Source organism: Streptomyces sp. NPDC005761 (genome assembly GCF_040630635.1).
In the GTDB taxonomy this organism is placed as follows: Bacteria; Actinomycetota; Actinomycetes; order Streptomycetales; family Streptomycetaceae; genus Streptomyces.
The window spans coordinates 29,846-45,324 of the sequence record NZ_JBEXXX010000030.1; the positions used below are offsets into that span (position 1 = coordinate 29,846).

The following is a 15,479-nucleotide window of genomic DNA, read 5'->3' on the forward strand; positions in this document are numbered from 1 at the left end:
GGGGATGCCGTGAGCCCACAGGCATCCGGCCATCCCCGGACCGTGCGGTCTTCCGCGGGGGCGGGTCCCCACTAAACTTCGTGGCCGCTCGGGCGCGTACCCGGCGCGGGGCGGTTGGACAGGGAGAAACGAGAAGGTGGCAGCACCGAAGAAGGGCCGAGGACCGGCCGGCGGTCAGGGCAGGCCGGGGCGTTCCCTGGCTCTGATCCTGATCGCCATGGTCGCTCTCACCGGCGGGATGTTCCTGGCCGACCAGCCGACGCCGCGACTCGGCATCGACCTGGCAGGCGGCACGTCCATCACGCTGGAGGCGAAGGCCGAGCCCGGCCAGGAGTCGGCGATCAACAAGACCAACATGGACACGGCGGTCCAGATCATGGAACGCCGCGTCAACGGTCTTGGGGTCTCCGAGGCCGAGGTCCAGACCCAGGGCGATCGCAACATCATCGTCAACATCCCCAAGGGGACGAACTCCGCCCAGGCCCGTGAGCAGGTCGGTACGACCGCGAAGCTCTACTTCCGGCCTGTGCTGACCGTCGCCCAGGGAACGCCGACGCCCGCGCCGAGCGCCTCGTCCACCGACAAGGCCAGCCCGTCCGCCAAGCCGAGCGCCTCCGCCTCGGACAAGGCGAGCAGCCCGTCCGCGAAGCCCACCGCGAGCGCCACCACCCAGGGCCGCGCGGTCACCGGCGCCCTGAAGGCGGACCCCACGCCGACGCCGAAGGCCAGCACCACGCCGAAGGCGAGTTCCACACCGACCGCCTCCGCCGAGGAGCAGGCGGCAGCCGCCGATCTGCAGAAGAAGTTCGAGGCCCTGGACTGCTCCAGCAAGGCCTCCCGCTCCAAGGCGAGCCAGGGCACCAAGGCCACCGACACGGTCGTCGCCTGTGAGCAGGACGGCAGCGCCAAGTACGTGCTCGGCCCGGCCGAGGTCGACGGCACGGACGTCGACAGCGCCAAGGCGGCGATTAACCAGCAGACCGGTCAGTGGATCGTTCAGATGGAGTTCACCGGCGGCGGCGCCAAGAAGTTCAACAAGACGACGGGCAAGCTCGCCCAGCAGCAGTCGCCGCAGAACCAGTTCGCCATCGCGCTCGACGGCGAAGTCGTCTCGGCGCCCTCCGTGAGCCAGGCGCTGAGCGCCAACGCCGAGATCTCCGGCAGCTTCACCCAGCAGTCCGCCGAGGACCTCGCCAACGTGCTCTCCTACGGTGCGCTTCCGCTCTCCTTCCAGGAGCAGAGCGTCACCACCGTCACCGCAGCCCTCGGCGGGGAGCAGCTCCGCGCAGGACTCATCGCCGGCGCCATCGGCCTGGCCCTGGTCGTCATCTACCTGGTGGCCTACTACCGCGGGCTGGCTTTCATCGCCCTGCTCAGCCTCCTGGTCTCCGGCATCCTGACCTACACGATCATGTCGCTGCTCGGCCCGGCCATCGGCTTCGCGCTGAACCTGCCGGCGGTCTGCGGCGCCATCGTGGCGATCGGTATCACCGCGGACTCGTTCATCGTGTACTTCGAACGCATCCGGGACGAGATCCGCGAGGGCCGCACCCTCCGCCCGGCCGTCGAGCGGGCCTGGCCGCGCGCCCGGCGCACGATCCTCGTCTCCGACTTCGTGTCGTTCCTGGCGGCGGCCGTGCTCTTCGTCGTCACCGTCGGCAAGGTCCAGGGCTTCGCGTTCACGCTGGGTCTCACCACCCTGCTCGACGTGGTCGTGGTCTTCCTCTTCACCAAGCCCGTCATGACGCTCATGGCCCGCACGAAGTTCTTCGCCAGCGGTCACCCGTGGTCCGGACTGGACCCGAAGCGGCTCGGCGCCAAGCCGCCGCTGCGCCGCTCGCGCCGTGTCAACGCCCCCACCGACCCGAAGGAGGCGTGAGATGTCGCGACTCGGCAATCTCGGCGCCCGTCTCTACCGCGGCGAGGTCGGCTACGACTTCATCGGCAACCGCAAGATCTGGTACGGCATCTCGATCCTGATCACCATCACGGCCATCGTCGGCCTGGCGGTCAGCGGCCTGAACATGGGCATCGAGTTCAAGGGCGGTGCCGTCTTCACCACTCCGAAGACGAGCGTGTCCGTCGAAAAGGCCGAGGAAGTGGCGTCCGACGCCTCCGGGCACCAGGCCATCGTCCAGAAGCTGGGCAACGGTGGTCTGCGTATCCAGATCACCGAGGTCGACACCGCGAAGTCCGACCAGATCAAGGGCGAGCTCTCCAAGAGCCTCTCCGTCCCGGAAGAGAAGATCGCCGCCGACCTGGTCGGCCCCAGCTGGGGTGAGCAGATCGCCAACAAGGCCTGGACCGGCCTCGGCGTCTTCATGGTCCTCGTCGTGATCTACCTGGCGATCGCCTTCGAATGGCGCATGGCCATCGCGGCCCTCGTCGCGCTGATCCACGACATCACCATCACGGTCGGCATCTACGCGCTCGTCGGCTTCGAGGTCACGCCGGGCACGGTGATCGGTCTGCTGACCATCCTCGGTTACTCCCTCTACGACACGGTCGTCGTCTTCGACAGCCTCAAGGAGGGCACGAAGGGGATCACCAAGCAGACCCGGTGGACGTACAGCGAGATCGCCAACCGTTCCATCAACGGCACGCTGGTCCGCTCGATCAACACCACGGTCGTCGCCCTGCTGCCGGTGGCCGGTCTGCTGTTCATCGGTGGCGGCGTCCTCGGCGCCGGCATGCTGAACGACATCTCGCTGGCTCTCTTCGTCGGCCTCGCCGCCGGTGCGTACTCCTCGATCTTCATCGCCACTCCGCTGGTCGCCGACCTCAAGGAACGCGAACCGCAGATGAAGGCGCTGAAGAAGCGGATCCTTGCCAAGCGCGCCGCGGCCGCTGCCAAGGGCGAGCTCAACGAGGCCGAGCAGGAGGACGAGCGGTCCCCCGAGGACGCCGCGCCCGCCGGTGCGGTCGTCGGCCAGCGCCAGGAGCCCCCCAGGGGCCACGGCCGGACCCCGGGGAAGCGTCGATGACCAGCACCACCGAGAGCACCAGGGATCTCCTGCTCAGCCGGATCCGTGACGTGGCGGACTACCCGAAGCCGGGTGTGATGTTCAAGGACATCACACCGCTGCTGGCGGACCCGGTCGCGTTCACGGCCCTCACCGACGCCCTCGCGGAACTGTGCGTACGGCACGGTGCCACGAAGATCGTCGGCCTGGAGGCCCGCGGCTTCATCCTGGCCGCACCGGTCGCGGTACGGGCGGGCCTCGGCTTCATCCCCGTCCGCAAGGCCGGGAAGCTGCCGGGAGCCACGCTCGGGCAGGCGTACGAGCTGGAGTACGGCACCGCGGAGATCGAGGTCCACGCGGAGGACCTGTCGGCCGACGACCGCGTCATGGTCATCGACGACGTCCTGGCCACCGGCGGCACCGCCGGGGCCTCGCTGGAGCTGATCCGACGGGCCGGCGCCACGGTCGCGGGAGTCTGCGTCCTCATGGAGCTGGGATTCCTGGCCGGCCGCGAACGCCTGGCACCGCACCTGCAGGGTGCTCCGCTCGAAGCCCTGATCACGGTCTGACGGCTGCCGGACGGCGGTCGCTCAGCCACTCGCACACCGCTGCGGGCACCCGGGAACAACCGGGTGCCCGTTTCGCGTTGTGAGGGCTCTCACCGTCCCCGGGGGAGCTCCGGCCGCAGGGTCGATACGATGGCCTTTCCGGGTGTCCGGATCCGCACGAGGAGCGCTCTTGCCAGACGAGGCCCAGCCAGTCGCCGCCCCGCAGCCCGACAAGCCCGCGGCGGCCCCAGCCACGCCCGCGAAGCAGCAGCCCGCGGAGAAGCCGAAGCCCCCGGCGCCCGAGCCCGGCACGGGCCCGGCCGCCGCCGAGGCGAACGGACCCGCGCCCGTTTCCCCCGCGCAGCCGGCCGTCCCTGCCTCCCCGGCCCCCACAGCACCGAAGCCGCCCGCCAAGCCCGCGACGGGGCCGGCCGCCCCCACGGGCCCGGTGACCCGCAGCGGCGGCTCGTCCAACCGGGTCCGGGCCAGGCTGGCCCGCCTCGGCGTCCAGCGCTCCAGCCCGTACAACCCGGTACTGGAACCCCTGCTGCGTACCGTCCGCAGCAACGACGCCAAGATCGAGTCGTCCACGCTGCGCCAGATCGAGAACGCCTATCAGGTCGCCGAGCGCTGGCACCGCGGCCAGAAGCGCAAGAGCGGCGACCCGTACATCACGCATCCGCTCGCCGTGACGACGATCCTCGCCGAGCTGGGTATGGATCCGGCCACCCTGATGGCGGGGCTGCTGCACGACACGGTCGAGGACACCGAGTACGGCCTGGACACGCTGCGCCGCGACTTCGGCGACCAGGTCGCCCTCCTGGTCGACGGCGTGACCAAGCTGGACAAGGTCAAGTTCGGCGAGGCCGCGCAGGCCGAGACCGTACGCAAGATGGTCGTCGCCATGGCCAAGGACCCCCGGGTCCTCGTCATCAAGCTCGCCGACCGGCTGCACAACATGCGCACCATGCGGTATCTCAAGCGGGAGAAGCAGGAGAAGAAGGCCCGCGAGACGCTGGAGATCTACGCCCCCCTGGCCCACCGCCTGGGCATGAACACCATCAAGTGGGAGCTGGAGGACCTCGCCTTCGCGATCCTCTACCCCAAGATGTACGACGAGATCGTCCGCCTCGTCGCCGAGCGGGCGCCCAAGCGCGACGAATACCTCGCCATAGTGACCGACGAGGTCCAGTCCGACCTGCGCGCCGCCCGCATCAAGGCCACTGTCACCGGACGGCCGAAGCATTACTACAGCGTCTACCAGAAGATGATCGTGCGGGGCCGTGATTTCGCCGAGATCTACGACCTGGTGGGCATCCGGGTGCTCGTCGACACGGTCCGCGACTGCTACGCGGCGCTCGGCACGGTCCACGCGCGATGGAATCCGGTCCCCGGCCGGTTCAAGGACTACATCGCGATGCCCAAGTTCAACATGTACCAGTCGCTGCACACCACGGTGATCGGCCCCAGTGGCAAGCCCGTCGAGCTGCAGATCCGTACGTTCGACATGCACCGCCGCGCCGAGTACGGCATCGCCGCGCACTGGAAGTACAAGCAGGAGGCCGTCGCGGGCGCCTCCAAGGTGCGCACCGACGTCCCCAAGAACACCGGCCGCGGCCAGGACACCGTCAACGACATGGCGTGGCTGCGCCAGCTCCTGGACTGGCAGAAGGAGACCGAGGACCCCAGCGAGTTCCTGGAGTCCCTGCGCTTCGACCTCTCCCGCAACGAGGTCTTCGTCTTCACACCCAAGGGCGACGTCATAGCGCTCCCCGCGGGGGCGACACCGGTCGACTTCGCGTACGCCGTCCACACGGAGGTCGGCCACCGGACCATAGGGGCGCGGGTCAACGGGCGGCTCGTACCGCTCGAGTCGACGCTCGACAACGGCGACCTGGTGGAGGTCTTCACCTCCAAGGCCGCCGGCGCCGGGCCCTCCCGTGACTGGCTCGGCTTCGTCAAGTCGCCGCGCGCCCGCAACAAGATCCGTGCCTGGTTCTCCAAGGAGCGCCGCGACGAGGCGATCGAGCAGGGCAAGGACTCCATCGCCCGGGCCATGCGCAAGCAGAACCTGCCGATCCAGCGGATCCTGACGGGCGACTCCCTGGTCACGCTCGCGCACGAGATGCGTTACCCCGACATCTCGTCCCTCTACGCCGCGATCGGCGAGGGACACGTGGCAGCGGCCGGCGTCGTGCAGAAGCTGGTGCAGGCACTCGGCGGCGAGGACGCGGCCAACGAGGACCTGGCGGAGAGCTCACCGCCCTCGCACGGACGCAACAAGCGCCGCTCCAACGCCGATCCGGGCGTGGTCGTCAAGGGTGTCGAGGACGTATGGGTCAAGCTGGCCCGCTGTTGTACGCCCGTACCCGGCGACCCGATCATCGGCTTCGTCACCCGCGGCAGCGGCGTCTCCGTGCACCGGGCCGACTGCGTCAACGTGGACTCGCTCTCGCAGCAGCCGGAACGGATCCTGGAGGTCGAATGGGCCCCCACCCAGTCCTCGGTCTTCCTGGTCGCCATCCAGGTAGAGGCGCTGGACCGGTCCCGGCTCCTCTCGGACGTCACACGGATCCTGTCGGACCAGCACGTCAACATCCTGTCCGCGGCCGTGCAGACGTCCCGCGACCGGGTGGCCACCTCGCGCTTCACCTTCGAGATGGGCGACCCCAAGCACCTGGGGCACGTCCTGAAGGCCGTACGCGGCGTCGAGGGCGTCTACGACGTGTACCGGGTGACCTCGGCCCGCAGGCCGTAGTACCCGGCGGTCCCGCCGGCGACGAGGCCTCGGCCCCTGTCGCCGGCGGGCGGCGTCCGGTTACGCGGTGACCTCGAACTGCCCGTACTCCAGGAAGTACCGCATCTCCTCCGGCGTGCCCTCGACCACCTCGACGACCGCCGCACGCAGCTCCTCGCTGATCCCGGGACGGGCGAGGATGCGGAAGAGGGCGACGCGGTCGTCCTCCGCCTGCGCGAGTCGGTAGCCGGTCTCCAGCCACTGCCGTATGTCCGCCGCGGTACCGCCGTCGAGGAGTGCGTTGACCTCGTTGACGACCCGCTTGCCCGAGTCCGGGTCGGCGAGGATGCGGAAGAGGGCGACGCGGTCGTCCTCCGCCCGGGCCAGCGGGTAGCCGGTCTCCAGGAAGTACCGCATGGCCTCCGACGTGCCGTTGTCCAAGGCCTCGCCGGCCTCCCGGACGACCCGCCTGCCGCTCTCCTCGTCCGCCAGGATGCGCAGGATCGCGACCCGGAGGTCGTCGTCGGACATCTCGGCGACCGGTGTATCGGAGCCGTCTTCCGCCTGCGTGGCCGGGACGGCGGTGGACGGGGCCGCCGTCCCGGCGGCGAAGGCCGGACCCGTCAGCAGAAGGGCCGGGGCCAGCGCGGCGGCCGCTACGGTCAGAGCGGCACGGGTCAGTCTCATCTGTGGACCTGCCTCAACGTCGTGGTGATCTCGGCGGTTCCGGCAACTGCACGCAGCGTGCCGGTGCGAAGATCCTGACGTCTGTCCCTGCCTCGGATCACTGCCAGGTTCCGGCAGCGATCACGGTGTTTCGTTGCCGTCCGCACACGCGAAGGGGGCCTCCCCGCGTGAACGCGGGAAGGCCCCCCGGACGACGTGAGGAGGCGTCAGCCGCCGAACTCCTCCAGGCCCTTGAGCGCCTGGTCCAGGAGCGCCTGCCGGCCCTCCAGTTCACGAGCCAGCTTGTCGGCACGCGCGTTGTTGCCCGAGGCACGAGCGGTGTCGATCTGCGTACGCAGCTTGTCGACGGCCGCCTGGAGCTGCCCCGTCAGGCCCGCGGCACGGGCCCGTGCCTCCGGGTTGGTCCGGCGCCACTCCGACTCCTCGGCCTCCTGGAGCGCCCGCTCCACCGCCTGCATCCGCCCCTCGACCTTCGGGCGGGCGTCACGCGGTACGTGGCCGATGGCCTCCCAGCGCTCGTTGAGGGTCCTGAACGCGGCCCTGGCCGCCTTCAGGTCCTTCACCGGCACCAGCTTCTCGGCCTCTGTGGCGAGCTCCTCCTTGAGCTCGAGGTTCCCGCCCTGCTCCGCGTCACGCTCCGCGAAGACTCCGCTGCGCGCGGCGAAGAAGACGTCCTGGGCGCCGCGGAAGCGTTCCCACAGGTCGTCCTCGGCCTCGCGCTGGGCGCGGCCCGCCGCCTTCCAGTCGGTCATCAGGTCGCGGTAGCGGGCAGCGGTCGCGCCCCAGTCCGTGGACCCGGAGAGCGCCTCGGCCTCGACGACCAGCTTCTCCTTGACCTTGCGGGCCTCCTCGCGCTGGGCGTCCAGCGAGGCGAAGTGGGCCTTGCGGCGCTTGGAGAACGCCGAGCGCGCGTGCGAGAAGCGGTGCCACAGCTCGTCGTCCGACTTGCGGTCGAGCCGCGGCAGGCCCTTCCACGTGTCGACCAGCGCACGCAGCCGCTCACCCGCGGAGCGCCACTGCTCGCTCTGCGCCAGCTCCTCGGCCTCGACGACCAGCGCCTCCTTGGCGTGCTTCGCCTCGTCGGTCTGCTTCGCCTTCTGGGCCTTGCGCTCCTCGCGCCGCGCGTCGACCGTCGCGACCAGCGCGTCCAGCCGCTTGCGCAGTGCGTCCAGATCGCCGACGGCATGGTGCTCGTCGACCTGTCCGCGCAGATGCTCGATGGCGGTGGCCGCGTCCTTCGCCGACAGGTCGGTGGTCTTCACCCGCCGTTCGAGGAGGCCGATCTCGACCACAATGCCCTCGTACTTGCGCTCGAAATAAGCCAGGGCCTCCTCCGGAGAGCCGGCCTGCCACGATCCGACGACCTGCTCGCCATCGGCTGTACGCACGTACACGGTGCCTGTCTCGTCGACACGGCCCCACGGGTCGCTGCTCACAGCGCCTCCTCCACCTGATGCCCATGAGGGGGTTCGCCCCCCTTGGCATCGTCCACAGTTTCCTGGGGCGGGCTGCGCCCGCCCTGCACAACGCCAATCTAGGCGACGGGCCGCCCGGCTGTCCGCACTCAGCGCGGCTGAAATTGGACCGGCCGGGACATGCGGGCGCACTCACCCCCGCGCCGGCCGGTCCCGGCCGGCCGCACCGGGTGCGGACGGCCGGGCTCATCGCGCCGGGGATCAGGCCTTGTCGACGCCCGCCTTGGAGATGTTCACGGCCTTCTTCGGAGCACCGTCCGCGCCGCCGCCGGTCACGCCCGACTTGCCGATGGCTTCGACGGCTGCGAGGGACTCCTTGTCCATCGTGCCGAACGGCGTGTAGCTGGGCGGCAGTTTGCTGTCCTTGTAGACGAGGAAGAACTGGCTGCCGCCGGTGTGCGCCTGGCCGGTGTTGGCCATCGCCACCGTGCCGGCCGGGTACGTGACCGTGCCGTCGGCGCCCGCCTTGCCCAGCGCGGTCAGGTTCTCGTCCGGAATCGTGTAGCCGGGGCCACCGGTTCCGTCGCCCTTCGGGTCACCGCACTGCAGGACGAAGATGCCGTCCGTGGTCAGCCGGTGACACTTCGTGCCGTCGAAGAACTTCTTGTCGGCCAGCGACTTGAAGGAATTCGTCGTGTGCGGGGTCTTCGCCGCGTCCATCTCGAACGATATGTCGCCCTGGCTCGTCTTGAGCGACATCGTGTACTTCGACTTCTTGTCGATCTTCATCGCGGGCTCGGGCGCCGTCTTCTCGCTCACCGAGGGAGAGGGCGAGGCCGACGGGCTCTGGCTCGCGGCGGCACCGGCCTTGTCGTCCTTGTCGTCGTCGCCGCTGGTGGCGAAGTACGTGGCACCGCCGATGACCGCCACCACGGCCACTGCGGAGGCGATGACGACGGTCAGCCGCCTCGTCCTTCGACGGGCGTCCTCCCGGCGCTGCTGCTGCCGCTCGAACTTCTCCCTGGCGAGCTGCCGCCGCCGCTGATCGCTGCTGACCACCGGGTGATCTCCTTGTACGTCGTGTGATCGGGCCTGGGTTGCCCCGTACCGTATATGGGTTAGCTGTGGAATGAGGAGCGCCGGTAGGCTCTGAACTGCTGCGACCTCGCAGCCGACCTCCCTCGTCGGACGACCATTAAGGACGATCGTGCTCATTGCCGGGTTCCCCGCCGGGGCCTGGGGGACCAACTGTTACCTGGTCGCCCCCGCCGCAGGTGAGGAGTGCGTGATCATCGACCCGGGCCACCAGGCCGCCTCCGGCGTCGAGGAAGCGCTGAAGAAGCATCGGCTGAAGCCCGTCGCCGTCGTCCTCACCCATGGCCACATCGACCACGTCGCCTCGGTCGTGCCGGTGTGCGGCGCGCACGACGTCCCCGCCTGGATCCACCCCGCGGACCGTTACATGATGAGCGACCCGGAGAAGGCCCTCGGCCGTTCCATCGGGATGCCGCTCATGGGCGAGCTCACCGTGGGGGAGCCGGACGACGTCAAGGAGCTCAGTGACGGCGCGCGGCTGCTGCTGGCCGGTCTGGAGTTCGGCGTCTCGCATGCGCCCGGCCATACCAAGGGGTCGGTGACGTTCAGGATGCCCGAGGCCGCGGATGTTCCGCAGGTCCTCTTCTCGGGCGACCTGCTCTTCGCCGGCTCCGTCGGACGCACCGACCTGCCCGGCGGCGACCACGCCGAGCTCCTCGAGTCGCTGGCCCGTGTGTGCCTGCCGCTCGACGACTCGACCGTGGTGCTGTCCGGCCACGGCCCCCAGACGACCATCGGCCGCGAGCGCGCCACCAACCCGTATCTGAGCGGTGTGGACGCGCCCCGACGAGGAATGTGACGAGAGCGAAATCGTGAGCACCTTCAAGGCCCCCAAGGGCACGTACGACCTGACCCCGCCCGACTCCGCGAAGTACCTCGCGGTGCGCGAGGCGATCTCCGCTCCGCTGAAGAACTCCGGCTACGGCTACATCGAGACGCCCGGCTTCGAGGACGTGGCCCTCTTCTCCCGCGGCGTCGGCGAGTCCACCGACATCGTGTCCAAGGAGATGTACACCCTCACCACCAAGGGCGGCTCCCAGCTCGCCCTGCGTCCCGAGGGCACGGCCTCCGTGCTGCGGGCCGCCCTGGAGGCCAATCTCCACAAGCTCGGCAACCTGCCGGTGAAGCTCTGGTACTCCGGCTCGTACTACCGCTACGAGCGCCCGCAGAAGGGCCGTTACCGCCACTTCTCGCAGGTCGGTGCCGAGGCGATCGGCGCCGAGGACCCGGCCCTGGACGCCGAACTGATCATCCTCGCCGACCAGGCGTACCGCACCCTGGGGCTGCGCGAGTTCCGCATCCTGCTGAACTCGCTGGGCGACAAGGAGTGCCGGCCCGTCTACCGCGAAGCGCTCCAGGGCTTCCTGCGCGACCTCGACCTCGACGAGGAGACCCGTCGGCGCATCGAGATCAACCCGCTCCGGGTCCTCGACGACAAGCGCCCCGAGGTCCAGAAGCAGCTGACCGGTGCCCCCGTGCTGCGCGACTACCTGTGTGACGCCTGCAAGGCGTACCACGAGGAGGTCCGGAGCCTGCTCAACGCGGCAGGCGTGGTGTACGAGGACGACGAGAGGCTCGTCCGCGGCCTCGACTACTACACCCGCACCACCTTCGAGTTCGTCCACGACGGTCTGGGCTCGCAGTCGGCGGTCGGCGGCGGCGGCCGCTACGACGGCCTGTCCGAGATGATCGGCGGCCCCGCGCTGCCGTCCGTCGGCTGGGCGCTCGGCGTGGACCGCACCGTGCTCGCGCTGGAGGCCGAGGGAATCGAGCTCGAACTCCCCTCCACCACCAGCGTCTTCGCCGTGCCGCTCGGTGAGGAGGCACGGCGCGTGCTGTTCGGCGTCGTCACGCAGCTGCGCCGCGAGGGCGTGGCCGCGGACTTCGCGTTCGGGGGCCGCGGCCTCAAGGGCGCGATGAAGAGCGCCAACCGATCGGGCGCACGCTTCACCATCGTGGCCGGTGAACGCGATCTGGCCGAGGGGATGGTCCAGCTCAAGGACATGGAGTCCGGCGAGCAGACGGCCGTTCCCCTGGCCGAGGTGGCCGAGGCGGTCCGTACGCGCCTCGCGTGACACATCCGTCGCGGGCGGGCGAGAGTCCGCCCGCGACCGGGGAGCGCCCGTCTCGACGGCGGTCCGAGGGTGTCCGGTTCCCCCGCCCGTCAATTCGGCGGTCGCCGATTCATCCCGCCGGGCGATTCCGGTCCCGGGGCGTCAGTGACACCAACGGGTGGGACCGACTCCGTCCGACAGGGTGGCAGAGCCCCTCGTCACGGCGGTGAGGGCCTGACACCCCGTTGTTCCGAGCCTTGTGAGCCCGCACCCGTCCGGGCATCTTTATGTTCATCGAACGGAAGACCGGTGCGGCCGTACGGCACAATGTCGGTGCCCCAGCAGGCCACTCACTGACGGAACGGCGATATGACGACTGCAGCGGTTGACCACCCCTCCTCCGACCAGGACGAGGACGGCGGGAAGCGGACCATCGGCGGCAGTCGCGCGCTGGCACTGCTGCTGGTCGTGACGGGCGCTGCCGGACTCCTCGCCGCCTGGGTCATCACGCTCGACAAGCTCAAGATGATGGAGGACCCCAGCTTCGTCCCGGGGTGCAGCCTCAACCCCGTGGTGGCCTGCGGCAACATCATGAAGAGCGAGCAGGCGTCGGCCTTCGGATTCCCCAATCCGTGGCTCGGCATGGCCACCTACCCCGTGATCATCGGGATCGGTCTGGCGCTGCTCGCGGGCGCACGCTTCCGCGGCTGGTACTGGCTCGGGATGAACGCGGGCACCCTGTTCGGCGTGGGCTTCTGCACCTGGCTCCAGTACCAGTCGCTGTACAACATCAACTCGCTGTGCCTGTGGTGCTGCCTGGCCTGGGTCGCCACGATCCTGATGTTCTGCTACATCACCACGCACAACATCAAGCACGGGATCATCCCCGCGCCGCGCTGGCTGCGCAACGGGCTCGCCGAGTTCCACTGGGTGCCCCCGGTCCTGTGGATCGGGATCATCGGCATGCTGATCCTGACCCGCTGGTGGGACTTCTGGACCAGCTGACGGTCCCGCCCCCGCTGCGGGTCCCACCGGCCCGGCCGGGATGTCAGTGCGGTGACATAGGCTTCGAAGTGTGGAGCCCGACCTCTTTACCGCAGCTGCCGAAGACCGCCAGGAGAAGGACCCGTCCAGCAGCCCCCTCGCTGTCCGGATGCGTCCGCGTACCCTCGACGAGGTCATGGGGCAGCAGCATCTCCTCAAGCCGGGCTCGCCACTGCGCCGCCTGGTCGGCGAGGGGAGCGGGGGGCCGGCCGGCCCTTCGTCGGTGATCCTCTGGGGCCCGCCCGGCATCGGGAAGACGACCCTGGCATACGTGGTCAGCAAGGCCACGAACAAGCGATTCGTCGAGCTCTCGGCGATCACCGCGGGCGTCAAGGAAGTACGGGCCGTGATCGAGGGCGCCCGTCGCGCCACCGGCGGCTACGGCAAGGAGACCGTCCTCTTCCTGGACGAGATCCACCGCTTCTCCAAGGCGCAGCAGGACTCACTGCTCCCGGCCGTGGAGAACCGCTGGGTCACGCTGATCGCCGCGACCACCGAGAATCCCTACTTCTCGATCATCTCCCCGCTCCTGTCGCGCTCGCTGCTCCTGACGCTGGAGTCGCTGACCGACGACGATCTCCGTGATCTGCTGCGCCGGGCCCTGACCGACGAGCGCGGCCTCGGCGGCGCGGTGACACTGCCCGAGGACGCGGAGGAGCATCTGCTGCGCATCGCCGGGGGCGATGCGCGCCGGGCGCTGACGGCACTGGAGGCGGCGGCCGGTGCGGCGCTCTCCAAGCAGGAGGATGAGATCAGCCTCGTCACCCTGGAGGAGACCGTCGACCGGGCGGCCGTGAAGTACGACCGGGACGGCGACCAGCACTACGACGTGGCGAGTGCGCTGATCAAGTCGATCCGCGGCTCCGACGTCGATGCGGCGCTGCACTACCTGGCCCGGATGATCGAGGCGGGGGAGGACCCACGGTTCATCGCCCGCCGGCTGATGATCTCGGCGAGTGAGGACATCGGTCTCGCCGACCCCACGGCGCTGCCCACCGCGGTCGCGGCGGCCCAGGCGGTGGCGATGATCGGCTTCCCGGAGGCGGCGCTCACGCTCAGCCACGCCACCATCGCTCTGGCGCTCGCCCCGAAGTCCAACGCGGCGACGCTGGCGATCTCCGCGGCCCAGGACGACGTACGGAAGGGACTGGCAGGACCGGTCCCGGCCCATCTGCGCGACGGCCACTACAAGGGCGCCGCCAAGCTCGGCCACGCGCAGGGTTACGTCTATCCGCACGACGTCCCCGGCGGCATCGCCGCCCAGCAGTACGCCCCGGACGCGGTGAGCGACAAGCGCTACTACCGGCCCACGCGTTACGGGGCCGAGGCGCGGTACGCGGATGTGGCCGACCGGGTCCGCGAGCGTCTGGGCCGCGCGGACACCGACGGCGGCGCGAGCGCGCCGGACGGCGCGTAGGGGCCGGTCTCAGCGCGCGGCGGCGTCGAAGAGGGTGCGCATGGCATGGCGCAGCTCCACCATGTCGCGCACGGGTTCGGGGAACTCGAAGCGGGCGTCGAAGCAGGGGCCGTTCCGTTCGAAGAAGCGGACCCGCAGTCCGCGACGGTCCAGCGCCACCGGTACCACGGACGGCCGGTTTCCCGCCCCGGCCCGGTCGGCCCGTTCGCCGAGCAGCTCGCACAGGGTCCCCAGCCGTTCGCCGTGGGCCGCGTGGAGATGCTGCAGCAGCTCTGCCTCATGGGCGGCGAGCGGGTCGGCGGCCGCGTCCCGCAGTTCCTCCGGTTCCACCGCCTCGGCACCCCAGAGGTCCTCGACGTGGGCTTCGCCCGTCTCCAGCCGCAGCAGCATCCGACCGGGCCCTGCCATGCCGGGCACGGACGTGAGCCACCCGCAGACCCGGGCGCGGCCGCGGATGCGGTGCGGTACGGAGACCGGGGCGACGTCCGAGATCTCCAGTACGGCCGCCAGCTCGTCGTCCTGGGCGCGTGTGGCAGCCCGTACGACGGGGGAATTGGCGGGGAATTCGAGGAAGAGATCTCCGTCCGCGCCCACGGTCCGGGAGAGCGGCGTCAGCTGGTCCGGTCCCGCGGAATCGAGCCCGGGTACGAGCAGCACCGCGGAGCAGGTACTCTGTACGAGAGTTCGTGTGCGCTCGGCTGCTGACGGCATCCGAGTGTTTTCAAGCCCGCTGGGACGCGGCTGACCACGATCAGATCGGCCTTCCGTCGTAGCAGCACCTTCATGTGTGCTGCCGCTGTCTGTGCTGTCCGTGACGTGTGTGGTGTTCCCAGGGCGAGACATGCGATCTCCTTGAGTAAGGTGAGCCTAACCTAACCTACAACGGAGGTCTGGAGAACGTGCCTAATCAGTCGCGTCCCAAGGTCAAGAAGAGCCGCGCGCTCGGCATTGCGCTGACGCCGAAGGCCGTCAAGTACTTCGAGGCGCGCCCCTACCCGCCGGGCGAGCACGGCCGTGGCCGCAAGCAGAACTCGGACTACAAGGTCCGTCTGCTCGAGAAGCAGCGTCTGCGCGCCCAGTACGACATCAGCGAGCGCCAGATGGCGCGTGCCTACGACCGCGCCAAGAAGGCCGAGGGCAAGACGGGCGAGGCGCTCGTCGTCGAGCTCGAGCGCCGCCTCGACGCGCTGGTCCTGCGTTCCGGCATCGCCAAGACGATCTACCAGGCCCGCCAGATGGTCGTCCACGGCCACATCGAGGTCAACGGTGGCAAGGTCGACAAGCCGTCGTTCCGTGTCCGTCCCGACGACATCGTGATGGTCCGCGAGCGCAGCCGCGAGAAGTACCCCTTCCAGGTTGCCCGCGAGGGTGGTTACGACACCGACGGTGAGACCCCGCGCTACCTGCAGGTGAACCTGAAGGCCCTGGCCTTCCGCCTTGACCGGGACCCGAACCGCAAGGAAATCCCCGTGATCTGCGACGAGCAGCTCGTCGTCGAGTACTACGCCCGCTGATTCAG

At 69.7% G+C, this 15,479-nt stretch carries 13 protein-coding genes; 9 read left to right on the forward strand and 4 right to left on the reverse strand.

Translation table 11 applies throughout. The features are described from left to right. The first annotated feature begins 136 nt into the window (after positions 1 to 136). The 4 genes from secD (at position 137) to ABZ434_RS24820 (ending at position 6,269) form a co-directional block, all read left to right on the forward strand. Complete coding sequence (gene secD / locus ABZ434_RS24805; RefSeq protein WP_359140876.1) at positions 137 to 1,879, forward strand: protein translocase subunit SecD; 1,743 nt, start codon at positions 137 to 139, stop codon at positions 1,877 to 1,879. A 1-nt stretch (position 1,880) separates the two neighbouring features. Next, on the forward strand, positions 1,881 to 2,984 hold the full coding sequence (gene secF / locus ABZ434_RS24810) for a protein translocase subunit SecF (RefSeq protein WP_359140879.1): 1,104 nt from the start codon (positions 1,881 to 1,883) through the stop codon (positions 2,982 to 2,984). After that, on the forward strand, positions 2,981 to 3,532 hold the full coding sequence (locus tag ABZ434_RS24815) for an adenine phosphoribosyltransferase (RefSeq protein WP_351002167.1): 552 nt from the start codon (positions 2,981 to 2,983) through the stop codon (positions 3,530 to 3,532). The genes secF and ABZ434_RS24815 overlap by 4 nt, the downstream gene beginning before the upstream one ends. A gap of 169 nt (positions 3,533 to 3,701) precedes the next feature. Next, positions 3,702 to 6,269: a bifunctional (p)ppGpp synthetase/guanosine-3',5'-bis(diphosphate) 3'-pyrophosphohydrolase gene (locus tag ABZ434_RS24820; protein ID WP_359140882.1), complete on the forward strand. Its 2,568-nt coding sequence runs from the start codon at positions 3,702 to 3,704 to the stop codon at positions 6,267 to 6,269. A 60-nt stretch (positions 6,270 to 6,329) separates the two neighbouring features. Here ABZ434_RS24820 and ABZ434_RS24825 read toward each other — a convergent pair whose 3' ends face one another. From ABZ434_RS24825 to ABZ434_RS24835, 3 genes are all read right to left on the reverse strand, one after another. Beyond that, positions 6,330 to 6,935 carry an ALF repeat-containing protein gene (locus ABZ434_RS24825; protein ID WP_359140885.1) on the reverse strand — a complete coding sequence of 202 codons (606 nt, stop codon included), beginning with the start codon at positions 6,933 to 6,935 and terminating at the stop codon, positions 6,330 to 6,332. Between the two features lie 206 nt (positions 6,936 to 7,141). Then, complete coding sequence (locus tag ABZ434_RS24830; protein WP_359140888.1) at positions 7,142 to 8,371, reverse strand: DUF349 domain-containing protein; 1,230 nt, start codon at positions 8,369 to 8,371, stop codon at positions 7,142 to 7,144. 240 nt (positions 8,372 to 8,611) lie between these two features. Continuing rightward, on the reverse strand, positions 8,612 to 9,409 hold the full coding sequence (locus ABZ434_RS24835) for a peptidylprolyl isomerase (protein ID WP_359140890.1): 798 nt from the start codon (positions 9,407 to 9,409) through the stop codon (positions 8,612 to 8,614). Between the two features lie 148 nt (positions 9,410 to 9,557). Here ABZ434_RS24835 and ABZ434_RS24840 point away from each other — a divergent pair, with 148 nt between their 5' ends. The 4 genes from ABZ434_RS24840 to ABZ434_RS24855 all read left to right on the forward strand — a co-directional run bounded on the left by ABZ434_RS24840 (position 9,558) and on the right by ABZ434_RS24855 (position 13,960). Further along, on the forward strand, positions 9,558 to 10,244 hold the full coding sequence (locus ABZ434_RS24840) for an MBL fold metallo-hydrolase (RefSeq protein ID WP_359140892.1): 687 nt from the start codon (positions 9,558 to 9,560) through the stop codon (positions 10,242 to 10,244). 13 nt (positions 10,245 to 10,257) lie between these two features. Next, positions 10,258 to 11,520, forward strand: a complete 1,263-nt coding sequence (gene hisS / locus ABZ434_RS24845; RefSeq protein WP_359140895.1) for a histidine--tRNA ligase — start codon at positions 10,258 to 10,260, stop codon at positions 11,518 to 11,520. A gap of 348 nt (positions 11,521 to 11,868) precedes the next feature. Next, positions 11,869 to 12,504 carry a vitamin K epoxide reductase family protein gene (locus ABZ434_RS24850; RefSeq protein ID WP_359140898.1) on the forward strand — a complete coding sequence of 212 codons (636 nt, stop codon included), beginning with the start codon at positions 11,869 to 11,871 and terminating at the stop codon, positions 12,502 to 12,504. 70 nt (positions 12,505 to 12,574) lie between these two features. Further along, positions 12,575 to 13,960, forward strand: coding sequence for a replication-associated recombination protein A (locus tag ABZ434_RS24855; RefSeq protein WP_359140901.1), 1,386 nt, complete (start codon positions 12,575 to 12,577; stop codon positions 13,958 to 13,960). Between the two features lie 9 nt (positions 13,961 to 13,969). Here the strand turns inward: ABZ434_RS24855 and ABZ434_RS24860 are convergent, their stop codons facing one another. After that, on the reverse strand, positions 13,970 to 14,671 hold the full coding sequence (locus ABZ434_RS24860; protein ID WP_359140905.1) for a DUF2470 domain-containing protein: 702 nt from the start codon (positions 14,669 to 14,671) through the stop codon (positions 13,970 to 13,972). Between the two features lie 188 nt (positions 14,672 to 14,859). On the opposite strand from ABZ434_RS24860, the gene rpsD reads away from it, so the two are divergent. Continuing rightward, entirely contained in the window at positions 14,860 to 15,474 is a 615-nt protein-coding gene (rpsD, locus tag ABZ434_RS24865; RefSeq protein WP_136327444.1) for a 30S ribosomal protein S4, read from the forward strand. Positions 15,475 to 15,479 lie beyond the last annotated feature (5 nt).

Coding starts and splice junctions, on each gene's coding strand:
- secF (WP_359140879.1), top strand. CDS start 1,881: ATGTCGCGACTCGGCAATCTCGGCGCCCGTCTCTACCGCGGCGAGGTC.
- ABZ434_RS24825 (WP_359140885.1), bottom strand. CDS start 6,935: ATGAGACTGACCCGTGCCGCTCTGACCGTAGCGGCCGCCGCGCTGGCC.
- ABZ434_RS24860 (WP_359140905.1), bottom strand. CDS start 14,671: ATGCCGTCAGCAGCCGAGCGCACACGAACTCTCGTACAGAGTACCTGC.
- ABZ434_RS24815 (WP_351002167.1), top strand. CDS start 2,981: ATGACCAGCACCACCGAGAGCACCAGGGATCTCCTGCTCAGCCGGATC.
- ABZ434_RS24850 (WP_359140898.1), top strand. CDS start 11,869: ATGACGACTGCAGCGGTTGACCACCCCTCCTCCGACCAGGACGAGGAC.